This window comes from Amycolatopsis azurea DSM 43854, from assembly GCF_001995215.1.
Lineage (GTDB): Bacteria > Actinomycetota > Actinomycetes > Mycobacteriales > Pseudonocardiaceae > Amycolatopsis > Amycolatopsis azurea.
The window spans coordinates 319,766-335,538 of record NZ_MUXN01000020.1; the positions used below are offsets into that span (position 1 = coordinate 319,766).

General features: G+C 69.5%; 16 protein-coding genes. 7 read left to right on the forward strand and 9 right to left on the reverse strand.

Annotation, left to right across the window (positions count from 1 at the left end):
• Positions 1–101 precede the first annotated feature (101 nt).
• The 3 genes from B0293_RS26770 (at position 102) to B0293_RS26780 (ending at position 1,822) form a co-directional block, all read left to right on the forward strand.
• Positions 102–926, forward strand: coding sequence for an NBR1-Ig-like domain-containing protein (locus B0293_RS26770; RefSeq protein ID WP_039920017.1), 825 nt, complete (start codon positions 102–104; stop codon positions 924–926).
• Between the two features lie 87 nt (positions 927–1,013).
• On the forward strand, positions 1,014–1,448 hold the full coding sequence (locus tag B0293_RS26775; protein WP_245192188.1) for a hypothetical protein: 435 nt from the start codon (positions 1,014–1,016) through the stop codon (positions 1,446–1,448).
• Positions 1,445–1,822, forward strand: a complete 378-nt coding sequence (locus tag B0293_RS26780; RefSeq protein WP_005168157.1) for a hypothetical protein — start codon at positions 1,445–1,447, stop codon at positions 1,820–1,822. Before B0293_RS26775 ends, B0293_RS26780 begins: the two co-directional genes overlap by 4 nt.
• Before the next feature lie 261 nt (positions 1,823–2,083).
• Here B0293_RS26780 and B0293_RS26785 read toward each other — a convergent pair whose 3' ends face one another.
• Both B0293_RS26785 and B0293_RS26790 read right to left on the reverse strand, forming a co-directional pair.
• Positions 2,084–3,601 carry an ATP-dependent DNA ligase gene (locus tag B0293_RS26785; protein ID WP_005168155.1) on the reverse strand — a complete coding sequence of 506 codons (1,518 nt, stop codon included), beginning with the start codon at positions 3,599–3,601 and terminating at the stop codon, positions 2,084–2,086.
• 46 nt (positions 3,602–3,647) lie between these two features.
• The gene (locus B0293_RS26790) at positions 3,648–4,490 is read right to left on the reverse strand and encodes a helix-turn-helix transcriptional regulator (RefSeq protein ID WP_005168153.1); all 843 of its coding nucleotides are present in this window, start codon (positions 4,488–4,490) and stop codon (positions 3,648–3,650) included.
• Positions 4,491–5,132: 642 nt separating this feature from the next.
• Between B0293_RS26790 and B0293_RS26795 the strand changes: the two genes are divergently transcribed.
• Together B0293_RS26795 and B0293_RS26800 are read left to right on the forward strand one after the other, a co-directional pair.
• Positions 5,133–6,227 (forward strand): DMT family transporter, encoded by a 1,095-nt coding sequence (locus B0293_RS26795; protein ID WP_245192186.1) that lies wholly within the window; start codon positions 5,133–5,135, stop codon positions 6,225–6,227.
• A gap of 232 nt (positions 6,228–6,459) precedes the next feature.
• Positions 6,460–7,041, forward strand: coding sequence for a TetR/AcrR family transcriptional regulator (locus tag B0293_RS26800; protein WP_005168150.1), 582 nt, complete (start codon positions 6,460–6,462; stop codon positions 7,039–7,041).
• Here the strand turns inward: B0293_RS26800 and B0293_RS26805 are convergent.
• Entirely contained in the window at positions 7,038–8,435 is a 1,398-nt protein-coding gene (locus B0293_RS26805; RefSeq protein ID WP_005168148.1) for a class II fumarate hydratase, read from the reverse strand. The two genes, B0293_RS26800 and B0293_RS26805, sit on opposite strands and share 4 nt — an antisense overlap.
• 113 nt (positions 8,436–8,548) lie before the next feature.
• Between B0293_RS26805 and B0293_RS26810 the strand changes: the two genes are divergently transcribed.
• Positions 8,549–9,538, forward strand: coding sequence for an NAD(P)/FAD-dependent oxidoreductase (locus tag B0293_RS26810; protein WP_005168146.1), 990 nt, complete (start codon positions 8,549–8,551; stop codon positions 9,536–9,538).
• 4 nt (positions 9,539–9,542) lie between these two features.
• Here the strand turns inward: B0293_RS26810 and B0293_RS26815 are convergent, their stop codons facing one another.
• From B0293_RS26815 to B0293_RS26840, 6 genes are all read right to left on the reverse strand, one after another.
• The gene (locus B0293_RS26815; RefSeq protein ID WP_005168145.1) at positions 9,543–10,322 is read right to left on the reverse strand and encodes a S1 family peptidase; all 780 of its coding nucleotides are present in this window, start codon (positions 10,320–10,322) and stop codon (positions 9,543–9,545) included.
• Positions 10,323–10,331: 9 nt separating this feature from the next.
• The gene (gene glpX / locus B0293_RS26820) at positions 10,332–11,402 is read right to left on the reverse strand and encodes a class II fructose-bisphosphatase (RefSeq protein ID WP_005168143.1); all 1,071 of its coding nucleotides are present in this window, start codon (positions 11,400–11,402) and stop codon (positions 10,332–10,334) included.
• 85 nt (positions 11,403–11,487) lie between these two features.
• Entirely contained in the window at positions 11,488–11,721 is a 234-nt protein-coding gene (locus tag B0293_RS26825) for an exodeoxyribonuclease VII small subunit (protein WP_005168141.1), read from the reverse strand.
• Positions 11,718–12,119 (reverse strand): hypothetical protein, encoded by a 402-nt coding sequence (locus tag B0293_RS26830; protein ID WP_005168140.1) that lies wholly within the window; start codon positions 12,117–12,119, stop codon positions 11,718–11,720. The genes B0293_RS26825 and B0293_RS26830 overlap by 4 nt, the downstream gene beginning before the upstream one ends.
• A complete protein-coding gene (gene xseA, locus B0293_RS26835) occupies positions 12,116–13,378 on the reverse strand; it encodes an exodeoxyribonuclease VII large subunit (protein WP_005168139.1) in 1,263 nt (420 codons plus the stop codon). Before xseA ends, B0293_RS26830 begins: the two co-directional genes overlap by 4 nt.
• Positions 13,375–14,040: a lipid droplet-associated protein gene (locus B0293_RS26840; RefSeq protein WP_005168137.1), complete on the reverse strand. Its 666-nt coding sequence runs from the start codon at positions 14,038–14,040 to the stop codon at positions 13,375–13,377. The genes xseA and B0293_RS26840 overlap by 4 nt, the downstream gene beginning before the upstream one ends.
• A 151-nt stretch (positions 14,041–14,191) precedes the next feature.
• On the opposite strand from B0293_RS26840, the gene B0293_RS26845 reads away from it, so the two are divergent.
• Entirely contained in the window at positions 14,192–15,205 is a 1,014-nt protein-coding gene (locus B0293_RS26845; protein ID WP_005168136.1) for a 4-hydroxy-3-methylbut-2-enyl diphosphate reductase, read from the forward strand.
• Positions 15,206–15,773: the final 568 nt, after the last annotated feature.

Below are 15,773 nucleotides of genomic sequence, written 5' to 3' on the forward strand. Positions count from 1 at the left end.
TGATCATGCCGCGACGTCCCGTCACCACCGCGCGTCGCCACTCGATCGGGGGCGGGACGCCGCCGGGCCTTCCCGGCCACCGGGTCATATCGTGGGAAACGATGGACGTCGAGCGGAGGCCCGGACGCCGCGGGCGGGTCGCGCGGGGCCCGGCGGAGGACAGCGGACCCGTCGCCGGATTCGCGCGGCGGTTGTGGGAGCTGAAACGCGCCGCCGGTGACCCGTCGTACGACCGGATGCGCGACGAATACGGCGCGCTCGCTTCCAAGTCGGCGCTTTCGGCCGCGGCTCGCGGCGAGCGTCTGCCCAGCTGGGAGACGTCCTGGGAGTTCGTCCGCGTGCTGGCCGCCGGGGTGCTCGGCGGTGACGAGGACGAGGTCCGCCACGAATGGCGCGGTGCTTGGGAACGCGCGCGGGACGCGTTGACCGCCGATCTGGCGCCCGCGGCGCCCGAACCGGCTCCGGACCGATCGCGCCGGACGGCGTTCGTCCTCGCCGGGGCCGTCGCGCTCGTGCTCGTCGCGGCGCTGGTGTTCGTCTTCGCGTCTCCGTTCGGTGCCGAGCCCGCCGCCCCGGCCGGTGACGCGTCGGAGTTCGTCTCCGACGTGACCGTGCCCGACGGCAGCGAGGTCGCGGCCGGATCGACCTTCGTGAAGACGTGGGAGCTCCGGAACGCGGGAACGGTCGGATGGGTCGGCCGCTATCTGGTGCGCGCCGGTTCGTTCGGGAATCCCGGCGAATGCGGCACGCCCGAACGCGTACCCGTCCCGCAGACCGCGCCCGGCGAGCACGTGCGCGTCTCCGTCGAGGTCCACGCGCCCGACAGCCCGGGGCATTGCCAGGTGTACTGGAAGATGGCCGACGAACAGGGCCACATCCTGCTGCCGGACACCCGTGCCGTGTTCTTCTCGGTCCGCGTCATTTGACCTTCGGGGCCGATGGTCAAAGCGCTGACCTGCATGGACATTGTCTCTCCGGCCATGGCCATTTCGCGGCCGTGAATCGCTTTCCGAGTGGCCGCCGACGCCTTTAACGTCATCGGCGTCCGGGAATTCCGGACGGGGATTTTCCGAAACACTCTCACATCATTCGCGGAAAGGGAATCCATGCGTCCGTACGTCAAGGTCGCCGCACTGGCCGGGGCCACGCTCACCGTGGCACTTCTGCCGGTCACCGCCGCACAGGCGGCTCCGGCGCCCGCTTCGGGCAGTGATCCGATCATTACCTGCGAATCCGGCTACCACGGCTGGATGCGCCGGGCCGGAAAGGACGCGATCTGCCTCAAGCCGGGCACCCGCACCTGGGACGTCAAGGTCTTCGAATGCGCCGGGGATCTGACGGTGCATTTCAAGAACGGCGAGAAGGCCTATTGCGGGGGAAACATGAAAATCGGCCTCGACCTGGCCGTCCAGTCCACTGTCGTCAAGACCGTTGTGGGGAACCGATGAACAAGAAACTGCTCGCCGTCGTCCCGGTCGCGCTGGCCGGCACCCTGCTGATGGCACCGTCCGCTTCGGCGGCGTCGAAGGTCTGTGAGGGCGGGCCGCTGATGGGCGCGTCGACCAAGGTCGTCGAGGTGAGCGCGGGGCAGAACATCGACATCACCGTGCACAACCACGACTACCGGGGGATGCTCGTCCAGATCATCGACGACACCTTCGACAAGGGTCTTTGGAGCGGGGGCATCGCACCGGGCAAGGAGCACACGGTGAAACACGGCGTGCTCGGAGAGCCGCCGGTGGGTCACAAGATCCGCTTCGAGGTGACCTCCAACCTCTCGAACAACTACACCTACAAGATCTCTTCGGACCGCTGCTACTGACGCGTTTCGTCCTCTGGATGCGGTCCTTGCGCGCGCAAGGACCGCATCCAGAGGACTAATTGCGGTGGTGGGTGGTGGGTCCAGGGGTCGTGAGTGGCAAGTCGTGTTCTAACCCCATTTCCCACTCACGACCACTCGGGCCGACGCCGATGTCCTGGCCAGAGGGCCGGGCGTGTCGCGAATGCCCCGATGAACCCGACCTTCCGCACCAGGTGACCAATTGCGGCGATCTTTGCGCGCGCAAGGACCGCATCCAGAGGACTAATTGCCGGGCTTGAGGAGGCCCCGGACGGTGTCGATGGTGTCGGCGTCCGTGGCCTCCTTGTCCGGCCGGTACCGCACGACCCGCGCGAAGCGCAGCGCCAGACCGCCCGGGTACCGCGTGCTGACCTGAGCCCCGTCGAGTTCGATCTCGACGACGAGCTCCGGCCGCACGTGGACCGCCCAGTCCGTGCGATGGGTCTCGATCTCCTGGAACGTCTTCGTCTGCCACGACAGCAGCTCGTCCGTCATGCCCTTGAACGTCTTGCCGACCATGATCGGCGGCCCGCCGTCGGGGTCACGCGCGCCGAGATGCAGGTTCGACAGCGTGCCCGTGCGCCTGCCGTGCCCCCATTCCGCGGCGAGCACGATCAGATCGATCGTGTGCACCGGTTTCACCTTGAGCCAAGCGCGCCCGCGGCGGCCGGCCGCGTACGGCGACGCGAGGTCCTTGACCATCACGCCCTCGTGCCCGGCGGCCATCGCCGCTTCCAGCACGTCGGCGGCGGACGACGGCGCGATCTCTCCGGGGATGACGTGCTCTCCGGCGACCTTCCGCAGCGCGGCGTTCCGTTCGGACAACGGCGCGTCCAGCAGGTCGGCGCCGTCGAGGTGCAGGCAGTCGAAGAAGTACGGCCGCAGCAGCAGCGCCTTGACCTGCTCTTCGCGTGAGCTGCCGAACCGGCTCATCGTGTCCTGGAACGGCCTCGGCCTGCCGTCGTCGGTCAGGGCCAGCGTCTCCCCGTCGAGCACCACCGACGTGCAGGGCAGCGAACGCACGAGATCCACCAGCTCACCGACGCTGCCGGTGATCTCCCGCAGCGTCCGGGTGTAGACGTGCACCTCGTCGCCTTCGCGATGGACCTGGATCCGCGCACCGTCCATTTTGTACTCGATCAGCGCCTCGGCATGCTCGGTGACCGCTTCTTCCAGCGACTCCGCCGGCGACGCCAGCATCGGCCGGATCGGCCTGCCCAGGGCCAGCTTGAACTCCGCCAGCCGCTCCCGGCCGCCGGTCATCGCCACGAGACCCGTCACCGGCAACTGCCCGGACAGCATGAACGCCCGCCGGACCTCCTCGCCCGGGATCTCGGACGCCGCCGCGATGGCGTCCACCATGATCCCTTCGAGCGCGCCTTGGCGCAGCTCGCCGGTGAGCAGCCGGAACAGGAACTCCTGCTCGTCCTTCGTCATCCTGGTGAACAGCGCCCGCAACGTGTCCGCGCGCAGCTTCACCGACCCCGGACCGGACGCCGCCCCCACCGTGCCGAAGGCCGTGTCGACCTCGGCCACGGTCAACGACGGCTCGTCGGCCGGAGCCGCCTTCAGCTCGGCCAGCGTCCGCCAGCCGGTGCCGATGCGGCCCTGCGTCGGCTGCCCGGTGAGGAACGCGACGACCGCGGGAAGCTCCGGTTCGTCCGCGGCGCGCAGCAGTGCGGCCAGGGTGGCGATCTTCGCCTTCCTGGACCTCGTGGCGGCCAGTTCGGCCGACGCGGTCACCACCGCGGTGAGCAACATGGGTCCATCATGAACCCGGGGACCGACAGTTTCCCGCCGAACGCGTTCAGGCGTGCGCGGGATCGGCGACCCAACTGGCGAGCAGGCCGAGTGCCCGCTCGCTGTCGGAGGCGGGTTCGGCGGTGTAGATCACCAGGGCCAGGTCCGGATCGTCGGGCAGCCGCAACGTCTCGTAGCGCAGCCGGAGTTCACCTACGATCGGGTTGATCATCACCTTCCACGCGTGCGCCTTCTCGCGCACGGTGTGCTTCGCCCACAGCTTCCGGAACTCCTCGCTGCCGAGGGAGAGCTCGCCCACGAGCTGGGCGAGGTACGGGTCGTCCGGGTACTTCCCGCTCTCGGAGCGAAGGTTCGCCACGACCTCCTTCGCCACGGTCGCCCACTCCGGATGCAGCTCGCGGGCGTGCTCGTCGAGGAAGAACATCTTCGGGATGTTGCGTTCGCCGGGCGGCCTGGCGCTGAAGTCGAAGGACAGCGCGCCGCCGAGCGGGTTCCAGGCCAGCACGTCCAGATAGCGGCCGAAGACGAACGCCGGGGACTGGATCGCGTTCAGCATCTGCTGGAGTTCCGGCCGGATCCGCTGCGCCCGCGGCCGCGCGACGCGTTTGCGTTTCGGGGCGGCCAGATTGCGCAGGTAGGTCTCCTCGTCGCGGTGCAGCCGCAGCGCCCGGCTCAGCGATTCGAGGACAGAATCGGACACGTTGCGCGCCCGGCCCTGCTCCAGCCGCGTGTAGTAGTCGACGCTGATCCCGGCCAGCTGCGCGAGTTCCTCACGCCGCAGCCCGGCGACCCGCCGCTGGTTGAACCCGGTCGGGAGGCCGAGGTCGGCCGGATCCAGCGCGGCCCTGCGTGCCTTGAGGAAGTCGCCCAGTTCGGCCGTCTCGGTCATGTCGACAAGTATCCCGCAGCCGGTCACTCCCAGCCTGGCCCTGCTGGACCCAGGCTGGTCGTGGCCGGAGCGGCGGCGAGGCGTTCGGTCGGGGTGGTCGTGAGTGATGGATTCGGGTCAGAGTCGACCGTATCTCAGGTACCTGCTGGGTTCTGGCCGCGGCGGAGCGCAAGCCCTGTCCGTGAAGGCCTCCTTGCCTACCCTGAAGGTAGCGAAGGAGGCCTTCACTACCTGGTGATCACCACCTTCGCCCCAGGCGCACCAGCAGCCACAGCGGCTGCGCGTGAAGGCCCCCTTCACGCGGCTCAGCCGAGGAAACTCGACCTTCACACCTTCCCCTGTACGTGAAGGCCCCCTTCCTTGCGCTAGGCGCAAGGAAGGGGGCCTTCATGTACAGCAAGCAGACAGGATCGCCAGTGGCTGTTCGCTCCGTGGGGTCGTGAGTGGCGATTGTGCTGTACCGCCCGCCGGGGCAGTGCGTCCCGAGCGCCACGTTCGAGACGATGAGCGTCCCAAGCGTGGCGCTCGGGACATACTCACCAGCCCGCCACAGGGAAACCCGCTCACCCGCGACTTATGGACCAGTCGGGAGGGTGTGTTCTGGATCTGTTCCCAGGACCAAAGAGCCGACATCGTGGAGGCGTGGACAGCGAACGAAGAGGTGTGACGGTCGGCGTGCTGGGGGTGCTGATCGTCGGCGCGTCCGTGCCGGTGACGGGAATGCTCGACGCCTACCCGGTGATCACCGGGCAGGCACTCCGCTACGCGCTGGCGGGAGTCCTCCTGCTGGCGTGGGCGCGGTTGCGCGGACAGCCGATGCCGCTGCCGGGCCGGCGCGACTGGCCCGCGCTGATCGCCCTCGCGGCGACCGGGATGATCGGCTTCCAGGCGTGCCTGCTGTTCGCGCAGCGCTACGCCGAACCCGGACTGGTCGCCGCCTTCCTCGGCGGTACGCCGCTGGTGCTCGCGCTCGCCGGCCCGCTGGCCAAGGGAAAACGGCCGTCGTGGGCACCGGTGGCCGGGGCGGTGCTCGCCGGGCTCGGGATCGCGGTGCTGTCCGGCGGCGGCGCCGCGCGCTGGCAGGGACTGGTGCTCGCGGCGCTGGCGATGGTGTGCGAAGCGCTGTTCACCTTGCTCGTCATCGGCGTGCTCGAACGCCTCGGGCCGTTGGCGACCGCGACCTGGAGTTGTTGCGCGGCGGGCGTCGGCGGCGCGGCGGTCGGCACGGTCGCCGACCCGTCCGGCGCCTGGGCGTGGCCGGACGGGCGGGAGCTGATCGCGCTCGGCTATCTGACGGTCGTCGTCACCGCGATCGCGTTTCTCCTGTGGTACTCGGCGGTTTCGGTGCTGGGCGCCGACCGGGCGGGGGTGCTGGTCGGGCTGATGCCGGTCTCCGGACTGGCCGTCTCGCTCCTGCTCGGCATGCAGGATTTCCGGTTCTCCCAGCTGATCGGCGTCGCGCTGGTGTCTTCAGGCGTCGTGATCGGCCTGCGCCGCAAGCGAGATGAGCTTGGCGCACTTGACGTCGAAGTGCTTGACGACGTCGCCGCCGATGACCGCGACCATGACCGCGCGCAGCGGCCCGGCGAGGGTGATCTCCTGGACGAACTCCGTCCCGCCGTCGACCGCGGTCAGGCGCAGCGCGAGATCCATGGCGCCGAGCGGAATCGGCTGGCGGATGGCGATCTCGCGGTCCTGGACGAACGACGTGATCGTGAACGGCTCGGCGACCCGTGAGTGCACGCGGCCGCGCACGGCCCCGGACGGGACGAGGAAACCGGTCGTCCCCACCGAGGCGGGGCCGTGCAGTTCGGCGCCGGTGAGGTCCGGATCCCAGTCCGGTCAGCGGGTGAAGTCGGCCAGCGACGGCCAGAGCGCGGACGGCGGGCAGGGGAGGATCTCGCGGGAGGTTCTGGTCCAGGTCATACCCGGACGATATACGGAACTGCCAGTCTCGTAAACTGAGGGCATGGCGAGAGGCAGGCCGAGGGAAGAGGGAATCGACGACGCGGTCCGCGAGGCCGTGCGGGTGTTGCTGACCGAAACCGGTTACCAGCGCTGCACGATCGACGCGGTCGCGGCGCGGGCGGGTGTCGGCAAGGCCGCGGTGTACCGGCGGTGGCGGTCGAAGGCGGAACTCGTGTTCGCCGCGGTGATCCACCCCGTCGAACTCGAACCGCCGGAGGACACCGGTTCGCTGCGGGGTGACGTGGCGGCGGTCCTCGAAGTGATCCAGTCCTCTTTGGACAGTGTGGAGCTGCGACAGGCGCTGCCGTCGCTGCTCGCCGACGTCCGGGCGGATCCGGCGCTGGAAGCGCGGTTCGGCGAGGTCTTCCTCGGACGTGAACGCGGATATCTGGTCCTGATGCTGGAAAGGGCCGTCGCGAGAGGGGAACTCTCGCGACGGCCCGATCCGGCGTTGGTCCACGCGATCCTGCTCGGCCCGGTGCTGACCTGGCTGCACCTGTTCACCGAGGAACCGCCTGCGGGTGGGCTGGCGGCTTCGCTGGCCTCACCGCTTCACGCGGCCGTGGTCGCGCTCGGTGCTTAGCGGCCTCCGCGCGCCATGCGGAGCACGTCGAGGGCTTCGTCCAGCTGGGCCTCGGTGAGCTTGCCGTTCGCGACGTGACCGCGTTCGATCACGACCTCGCGGATCGTCTTCAGCTCCTTGAGGGCCTGCTTCGCGATGGCGGCCGCCTCTTCGTAGCCGATGTACTTGTTCAGCGGCGTCACGATCGACGGCGAACCCTCGGCGTACTCGCGCGCGCGGTCGGCGTTCACCGTCACGCCCGCGAACACCTTGTCCGCCAGCAGCCGCGACACCGCCGCGAGCAACCGTGCCGATTCGAGCACGTTGCGCGCGATCACCGGCAGGTTCACGTTGAGCTGGAAGTTGCCCGCCGCGCCCGCGAAGGCGACCGCCGCGTCGTTCCCGATCACCTGGGCGACCACCTGCAGCGTCGCCTCCGGGATCACCGGGTTCACCTTGCCCGGCATGATCGACGACCCCGGCTGCAGATCCGGCAGCGCCAGCTCGGCGAGCCCGGTGCGCGGACCGGAGCCCAGCCAGCGCAGGTCGTTCGCGATCTTGTTCAGCGACACCGCGACCGTGCGCAGATGCCCGGACGTCTCGACGACGCTGTCCTGCGTCGCCTGCGCCTCGAAATGGTCACGCGCCTCGGTCAGCGGAAGGCCGGTCACCGAAGCCAGCTCCTGGGAAACGGCCGCGCCGAAGCCCTCGGGCGCGTTCAGCCCGGAACCGACCGCGGTCCCGCCGATCGGCAGTTCGCCGAGCCTCGGCAGGCCCGACTTCAGCCGCTCGACCCCGAACCGGACCTGCGACGCCCACGCGCCCGCCTCCTGGCCGAAGGTGATCGGCACGGCGTCCATGAGATGGGTGCGGCCGGACTTCACGATGCCCGCCCATTCGGCCGCCCGCGTCTCGATGGCGGCGGCCAGGTGATCCAGCGCCGGGATCACGTCGGACAGCACGGCTTCCGTCGCGGCGACGTGGATCGTCGTCGGGAAGGTGTCGTTGGAGGACTGCGAAGCGTTGACGTGGTCGTTCGGGTGCACGTCGCGGCCCAGCGCCTTCGACGCGAGCGTGGCGATGACCTCGTTGGCGTTCATGTTCGACGAGGTCCCGGAACCGGTCTGGAACACGTCGATCGGGAAATGCGCGTCGTGCTTGCCTTCGGCGACCTCGTCGGCGGCCTTCGCGATGGCCTCGGCGACGTCGGCGTCCAGCACGCCGAGCTTCGCGTTGACCCGCGCGGCGGCGGCCTTCAGCAGGCCGAGCGCGCGGATCTGGGCGCGCTCCAGGCCACGGCCGGAGATCGGGAAGTTCTCGACGGCGCGCTGCGTCTGCGCGCGGTAGAGGGCGTCGACGGGGACGCGCACCTCACCCATGGTGTCGTGTTCGATCCGGTATTCCTGTTCAGCCATACCCCAAGTCTCGCGCAGCGGCTCCCGGCGCGCTCCGTGTCTTTCGGCACGCGAGGGCTAGGATCGAATGTGTTCTCGATCACGCCCCCCACCACCTCCCGGGAGAGTGCAGAATGAGCGAGTCCGCTGGGGAAACGTCGTACGACCTCGTCATCATCGGGGCCGGTCCGACGGGTCTTTTCGCCGCCTACTACGCGGGATTCCGCGGTCTTTCGATGGCCGTCGTGGATTCACTGCCGGAGGCGGGCGGTCAGGTCACCGCGATGTACCCCGAAAAGATGATCTACGACGTCGGCGGGTTCGCCGAGGTCCGCGGCCGCGATCTGGTGCAGGGCCTGGTCGACCAGGCCGCGCCGTGGAAACCCGCGTACCTGCTCGGGCGCAAGGCCGAGAAACTCGAAAGTGTCGAAGGCGGCATCACCATCACGCTCGACGGCGGTGAGGTCCTGCGCGCCGGCGCGGTGCTGATCACCGCCGGGATCGGCGAGTTCACCCCGCGGCCGCTGCCCGCCGGCGACGGCTGGCTCGGCCGCGGCATGGTCCACTTCGTGCCCGCGCTGCGGGCGCACGCCGGGCAGCACGTGGTCGTCGTCGGCGGCGGCGACTCGGCGTTCGACTGGGTGCTAGCCCTGCATCCGGTCGCCGCGAGCGTCACCCTCGTGCACCGGCGCGCGAAGTTCCGCGCGGCCGAGTCGATCGTGCGGCAGGCGCGCGAACTCGGCGTGCGGATCGTCACCGACGCCGAGGTCACCCGCTTCCTCGACCGCGACGGCGCGCTGGCGGAGGTCGAGATCCAGATCAAGGGCGCCGAACCCGAAGTGCTGAAGGCCGACACGGTGGTCGCCGCGCTCGGGTTCACCGCAGATCTCGGGCCGATCGAAAGCTGGGGACTCCAGATCGACCACCGCGCGATCGCCGTCGACTCGACCATGGCGACACCGCGGGAACGGGTCTACGCGGCGGGCGACGTCGCCGCGTATCCGGGGAAGGTGAAGCTGATCGCGACCGGGTTCGGGGAAGCCGCGACGGCGGTCAACAACATCGCGGTGGCACTGAACCCGGAAGCGCATTTGTTCCCCGGGCATTCGAGCAACGCCGAATAGCGCGTCAGGCGGGCGGAGCGGGAGCGGGAGGAGCGATCTTCCCCGCGATCCACTGCGCGTAGGCCACCACCGAAGTCGCAATCGACGGCGAGGTCGCGCACACCGGGTCGGCGTTGCCCGGGCGGCTGATCGTGCCCAGCAGCACCCACTTCTCGTCCACCTTGGCGATCTCCGGTCCGCCGGAATCGCCGTAGCACGAGCCCGACTTCCCGTCGGGGTTGTCGGTGCACAACTCGACGGCGCCGTCGAACTTCGCGGTGCAGCGCACGCCTTCGACGATCTTCGTGTCCAGTTGCTGGAGTTTCGCCGGGCCCTTGCCACAGCCCGAAGTCGGGCAGGTCTGGCCCCAGCCGAGCAGCCGTGTCGGGGTGCCCGGCGCCACGACCGCCCCGAGCGTGACCGGCGCCGCCTTCACCGGCGCGGCCAGCCGCACCAGGGCGAGATCGCCGCCCGCGTGTTCGGGATCGGGGTTGTAGGACGGGTTCACGACGACCTCGGCGGGTTTCGCGATCTCGCCGCCCTGGGTGTTGTCGTTGCTGCCGATCCGCACGCTCAGGTTCGCCGGGTTCTTGCCCTCGACGCAGTGCCCCGCCGTCACCAGCCAGTCCGCCGCGATCAGCGCTCCGGCGCAGAAAGCCTTGCCGGAGGCGGAATGCAGCGATGCGATGAACGGATACGGCTCGTCGGCCTCTCTGCCGCCGACGAGGTCGCCCGCGCCCGTGGCCTGCCCGACCGGCGTGAAGACCATCGCCGTGAGCAGGACCACGAGCACGCGCTTGAGCACTGATTCTCCTTAGGGGAGCGGGGGAACTACGTCGGCTTCCAGTGAATCGTCGAGGTGGCCGTCGAAGTTGACGGACGAGTACGAGCGGAGCTTGGTCAGCCGGTGGTAGCCGTCGATCATCCGGACCGTGCCGGACTTCGACCGCATCACGATCGACTGGGTGGTCGCGCCGCCCGCGCGGTAGTGCACGCCGCGCAACAGGTCGCCGTCGGTGACGCCGGTGGCGCAGAAGAACACGTTGTCGCCGCGGACGAGGTCGTCGTTGCCGAGCACGCGGTCGAGGTCGTGGCCCGCGGCCAGCGCCTTCTCGCGCTCCTCGTCGTCCTTCGGCCAGAGGCGGCCCTGCAGTTCGCCGCCGAGGCACTTCATCGCGCAGGCCGCGATGATGCCTTCGGGGGTGCCGCCGATGCCGAGCAGCATGTCGACGCCGGTGCTCGGCCGGGCCGCGGCGATCGCGCCGGCGACGTCGCCGTCGGAGATGAACCGGATCCGGGCGCCCGCCTCGCGGACCTCCTTGATCAGCTGTTCGTGGCGCGGCCGGTCGAGGATGCAGACGGTGACGTCGGAGACGCTGGAGTTCTTGGCCTTCGCGACCCGGCGGATGTTCTCCGCGACGGGGGCGGCCAGGTCGACCTTGCCCGCGGCGTCGGGGCCGACGGCGAGCTTCTCCATGTAGAACACCGCGGACGGGTCGAACATCGCGCCGCGTTCGGCGACCGCGAGCACGGCCAGCGCGTTCGGCATGCCCTTGGCCATCAGGGTCGTCCCGTCGACCGGGTCGACCGCGACGTCGCAGTCCGGCCCGTCGCCGTTGCCGACCTCTTCCCCGTTGAACAGCATCGGGGCTTCGTCCTTCTCGCCTTCGCCGATGACGACGACACCGCGCATCGACACGGTCGAGACCAGCTGGCGCATCGCGTCCACGGCGGCACCGTCACCGCCGATCTTGTCCCCGCGCCCCACCCAGCGGCCCGCGGCCATCGCGGCGGCTTCGGTCACGCGGACCAGTTCCATCGCGAGGTTGCGATCGGGCGCTTCGGGGCGTCGGGACGAGCTGGCGGACGAGGTGGGGGTGGGCATGCTGCCTCCCGGGTCAGGGAACTCGGCGGGGTCCCAGTCTCTCAGATACCCGCGGTGGTTCGGTGGCTCAGGAGCATGGTGAACGTCACTGACCGTTGCCGGTCTCTTCTTCGACCGACGACAGCGCGGCCTCGATCCGCTCGCGGGCGCCTTCGAGGTGGTGTTCGCAGACCTTCGCCAGCTGCTCGCCCTTCTCCCACAGGGCCAGCGACTGCTCCAGGGACAGCCCGCCCGCTTCGAGTTCGCGGACGACCTCCACCAGCCTGTCGCGGGCCTGCTCGTAGCCGAGTTCGGCGGTCTCGCCACCGGGTTTGCTCACGCTGTGCTTCCTTCTACCGGACGTCGGTGCTTACCGATACCCGCGCACACTACCGCGCCGGCCATGGCGTTGTCGTAACCCACGAAGGCGAGAGCGAACTCCTGGCCGTCACCCTCCGCGATCGCCGCGACGAGGTTCTCCTGGGCTCTCGCCACCCGTCTCCGGTGCATGGTGCCGTCCGCGAACCACCATCGGGTGCCGACGTGTTCGGCCGTCGCTTCGGAGAGCTTCCGCAGCTGGGAGTCGAGGCCGCGTTTGCCGACGAGTTCGCAGCCCGCCAGCAGGACCGTCCAGCATTCGGCGGCGGCGCGTTCGGTCAGCAGGGCGTTGCGCAGCACTTCAGGGGCATCGGCGCGTCGCGCGGCGTCGACGGTCAAGGGCAGGAAACTCGCCGTCAACGCTCCTCCTCCGGTACGCCCGAGACGACGGCGCCGAGCGCGCCGTCGACCACGCGGACGCGCAGTTTCGCGCCGTCCACGACCTCGGAGACGGACCGGAGTACCTGGAGGTTGCCTTCGTCGTCGGTGTACTGCACCACCGCGTAGCCGCGTTCGAGGGTCGCCGCCGGGCCGAGCGCGGTCAGCCGCGCGCGGGCGCTGGCGATCTCCGCCTGGTCCTTGGCGAGCAGGGTCAGCATCGCGCGGCGGCCGCGTTCGCGGTGGATCTCGACGTCGTCCGAGCGCCGCTGGATCGGGCCGAGCGGGTCGGCGAGCACCGGACGGCTGCGCATCTGGTTCAGTAGCCTGACCTGCGTGTCCACCCAGCCGTGCAGGGCGCGGCGGCCGCGGTCGCGCATCTGGCGGACGCGCTGGGTCTCCTCGCGCACGTCCGGCACGATCCGCTTGCTGGCGTCGGTCGGCGTCGAGCAGCGGAGATCGGCGACGTGGTCGAGCAGCGGGGTGTCGGGTTCGTGCCCGATGGCGCTGACCACCGGGGTCCCGGCCGCCGACACCGCGCGGCACAGTGCCTCGTCGGAGAACGGCAGGAGGTCTTCCACACTGCCGCCGCCGCGCGCGATCACGATGACGTCGACGTCCGGGTCGCGGTCCAGTTTGGACAGTGCCTGGAGGATCTGCGGGACGGCGAGCGAGCCCTGCACGGCGGTGTTGATCACCTTGAACGCGACATGCGGCCAGCGGGCCTGGGCGTTCACCAGGACGTCGCGTTCGGCGGCCGACGCGCGACCGGTGATCAGCCCGATTCCCTTGGGCAGGAACGGGATCTTGCGTTTGCGTTCGGGCGCGAACAGGCCTTCGGCGGCCAGCAGCCGCCGCAGCCGCTCGATCCGCGCGAGGAGTTCGCCGATGCCGACCGCGCGGATCTCGTTGGCGCGCAGGCTCAGCGAACCGCGGTTCATGAAGAACGTCGGCTTCGCGTGCACCACGACGCTCGCGCCCTCGCGCAGCGGCGGTTCGATCGTGCGCAGGAGACCCATCGGGCAGGTCACCGACATCGAGACGTCCGCCGACGGATCGCGCAGTGTCAGGAACGCGGTGTTGGTGCCTTGGCGGGCCGAGATCTGCGTGACCTGACCCTCGACCCAGACCGCGCCGAGCCGGTTGATCCACTCGCCGACCTTGCGCGCGACCGTGCGGACCGGCCACGGGTTCTCGGCCGATGTGGACGGACCCGCCGCCGCGGTGGGTTCGGCGCTCACTGGCCTTCCGCGCCGTCGCCGTCGGCCTTCTTCACGTTCCCGATGCGCCGCGCGAGCATGCCGACGAAGGACGGCCTGTCGGCGTTCGCCCGCTCGTAGGCCAGCAGTTCTTCCAGCTGGGCGAGGTCGAACCGGCGCAGCCGGGCGCGCAGCTGCGGCAGGGTGAGCGTGTCGTAGTCCTCCAGCCCGGCGGGATTCGCGTCTACGGGTGCCGCGGAACTGTCGAACTCGCCGTCGGGGTGGTCCTCGGCGAGCGCGCGCTCCTCTTCGGCCCACGGGTCTTCGGCGAGCGCTTCGAGGTCGTGGAGGTGACCGTTCACCTCGGCGCGCGGCTCGGGGACCTCGGGGTTTCCGGTGTCCTCGTGCAGCGGGATGACGCACGAGTCACGTTCGTACCGGCGTTCGCCGAGGTCCGGCGGGAGGTCCTCGTCGAAGGTCGCCCAGCTGGGGGTGTCCTCGACCGGGCGGAGGCCCGACAGCGCGTCGTCGCCCTTGATCGCGAGTTCGGTGACGTGCTGCTGGACGCGCATGGAGAACTGGAGCACCTGGCTGACCACCGTGACGGGGAGCCCGGTGAGCTGCTTGGGAAGTTCGCGAACCCGCTCGGCGGTGGTGACGGCGAGGCCCGCGGCGACCCGGAGGGGGAGCGGGAGAGGCTTCATGCGTCTAGCCTGCCGTATCTGGTCCATCCTGCCCAACCGAACGGGTGTGTCGGCTCACAGGACGTGACTCCACGCACATACTTTAGAGGGGATCGCTGGTCACCTGAACGTGAGTGCGAGGAGCCCCCGGGGCAGCCCGTACCCTGGGGGCATGAGTTCTGCGAGTCCCGGAATCACGCCCGCCGGCAGTCCGACGATCACCGAGTCCGGTGTGCCGGCAGGTGGCAAACGTGTCCTGCTCGCCAAGCCTCGCGGCTACTGCGCGGGCGTCGACCGCGCGGTCATCGCCGTCGAAAAGGCACTCGAGCTCTACGGCGCACCGGTGTACGTGCGCAAGGAGATCGTGCACAACCGGCACGTCGTGGAGACCCTGCGCGATCGCGGGGTGATCTTCGTCGACGAGACCTCCGAGGTGCCGGAAGGCGAACTGGTGGTGTTCTCCGCGCACGGCGTCTCGCCCGCGGTGCACGCCGAGGCGGCCGAGCGCAACCTGCGGACCATCGACGCGACCTGCCCGCTCGTGACGAAGGTGCACAAGGAAGTCAACCGGTTCGCGAAGGACGACTACGACATCCTGCTGATCGGCCACGAAGGCCACGAGGAGGTCGAAGGCACCGCCGGCGAGGCTCCCGACAAGGTGCAGCTCGTCGACACGGCCGAAGACGTCGACAAGGTCGAGGTCCGTGACCCGTCGAAGGTCATCTGGCTCTCCCAGACCACCCTTTCGGTGGACGAGACCATGGAGCGCGTCGATCAGCTGCGGGACAGGTTCCCCGGCTTGGCCGACCCGCCCAGCGACGACATCTGCTACGCCACCACGAACCGCCAGGTCGCGGTCAAGGCCATGGCCGCCGAATGCGACCTGGTGCTGGTGGTCGGCTCGACGAACTCGTCCAACTCGAAGCGGCTGGTCGAGGTCGCGCTGAAGGCGGGGGCGCGCGCGTCGCACCTGGTCGACTTCGCGCACGAGGTCGACGAAGCGTGGCTCGAAGGTGTCGAGACCGTCGGCGTCACGAGCGGCGCTTCGGTGCCGGAGGTGCTGGTCATGGACCTGCTGGCGTGGCTGGCCGAGCGTGGCTGGGGCAACGTCGACGAGGTCACCACGGCGAACGAGAAGATCGCTTTCGCACTGCCGCACGAGCTGCGGAAGGCCGCGAAGGCCTGACGGCTTCACGAGAAAGGGCCGCCCGGGGAGCTCCCCGGGCGGCCCTTTCTGCTGGTCAGCGGCTTAAGTGATAGCAAAGGTCCCTTGCTATCGCTCGTGGTCCCACGGGCGGCGGCGCGGTCGTGGCTGGCCAACCGGGACTTCCGGCAGAATTCGGCACCCGATCGAGTGCTTTGCGCAGTGCTGCAAGTGGGTCGTGAGTGAATTCGGGTCAGGGCCAAGTGTGTCTTAGGCACCTACTGGGGTTCGGCCGCGGTCGGTCGCAGGCATGGTCCGTGAAGGCCTCCTTCCCTCGGCTGAGCCGAGGGAACTCGACCTTCACACCTTGCGAAGTAGACGGGTAAGCGCAGGTACCGCGTCGGTCAAGTGGGTCGTGAGTGGCGATTCGGGTTAGAACGATCATTGCCGCTCGCGACCCTGGGGCAAAGCGCCTGAAACGGACACCGAGTGCGGCCTTGGTGTCCCTTGTGGACAGTTGTGGTCGTGATGGGCCCGTAGCCAGGTCTCCGGCTCGCCGTCCGTGGCTTTCCTGGAGACGTGACAGCAAAGGTCCCTTGCTATCGCTCGT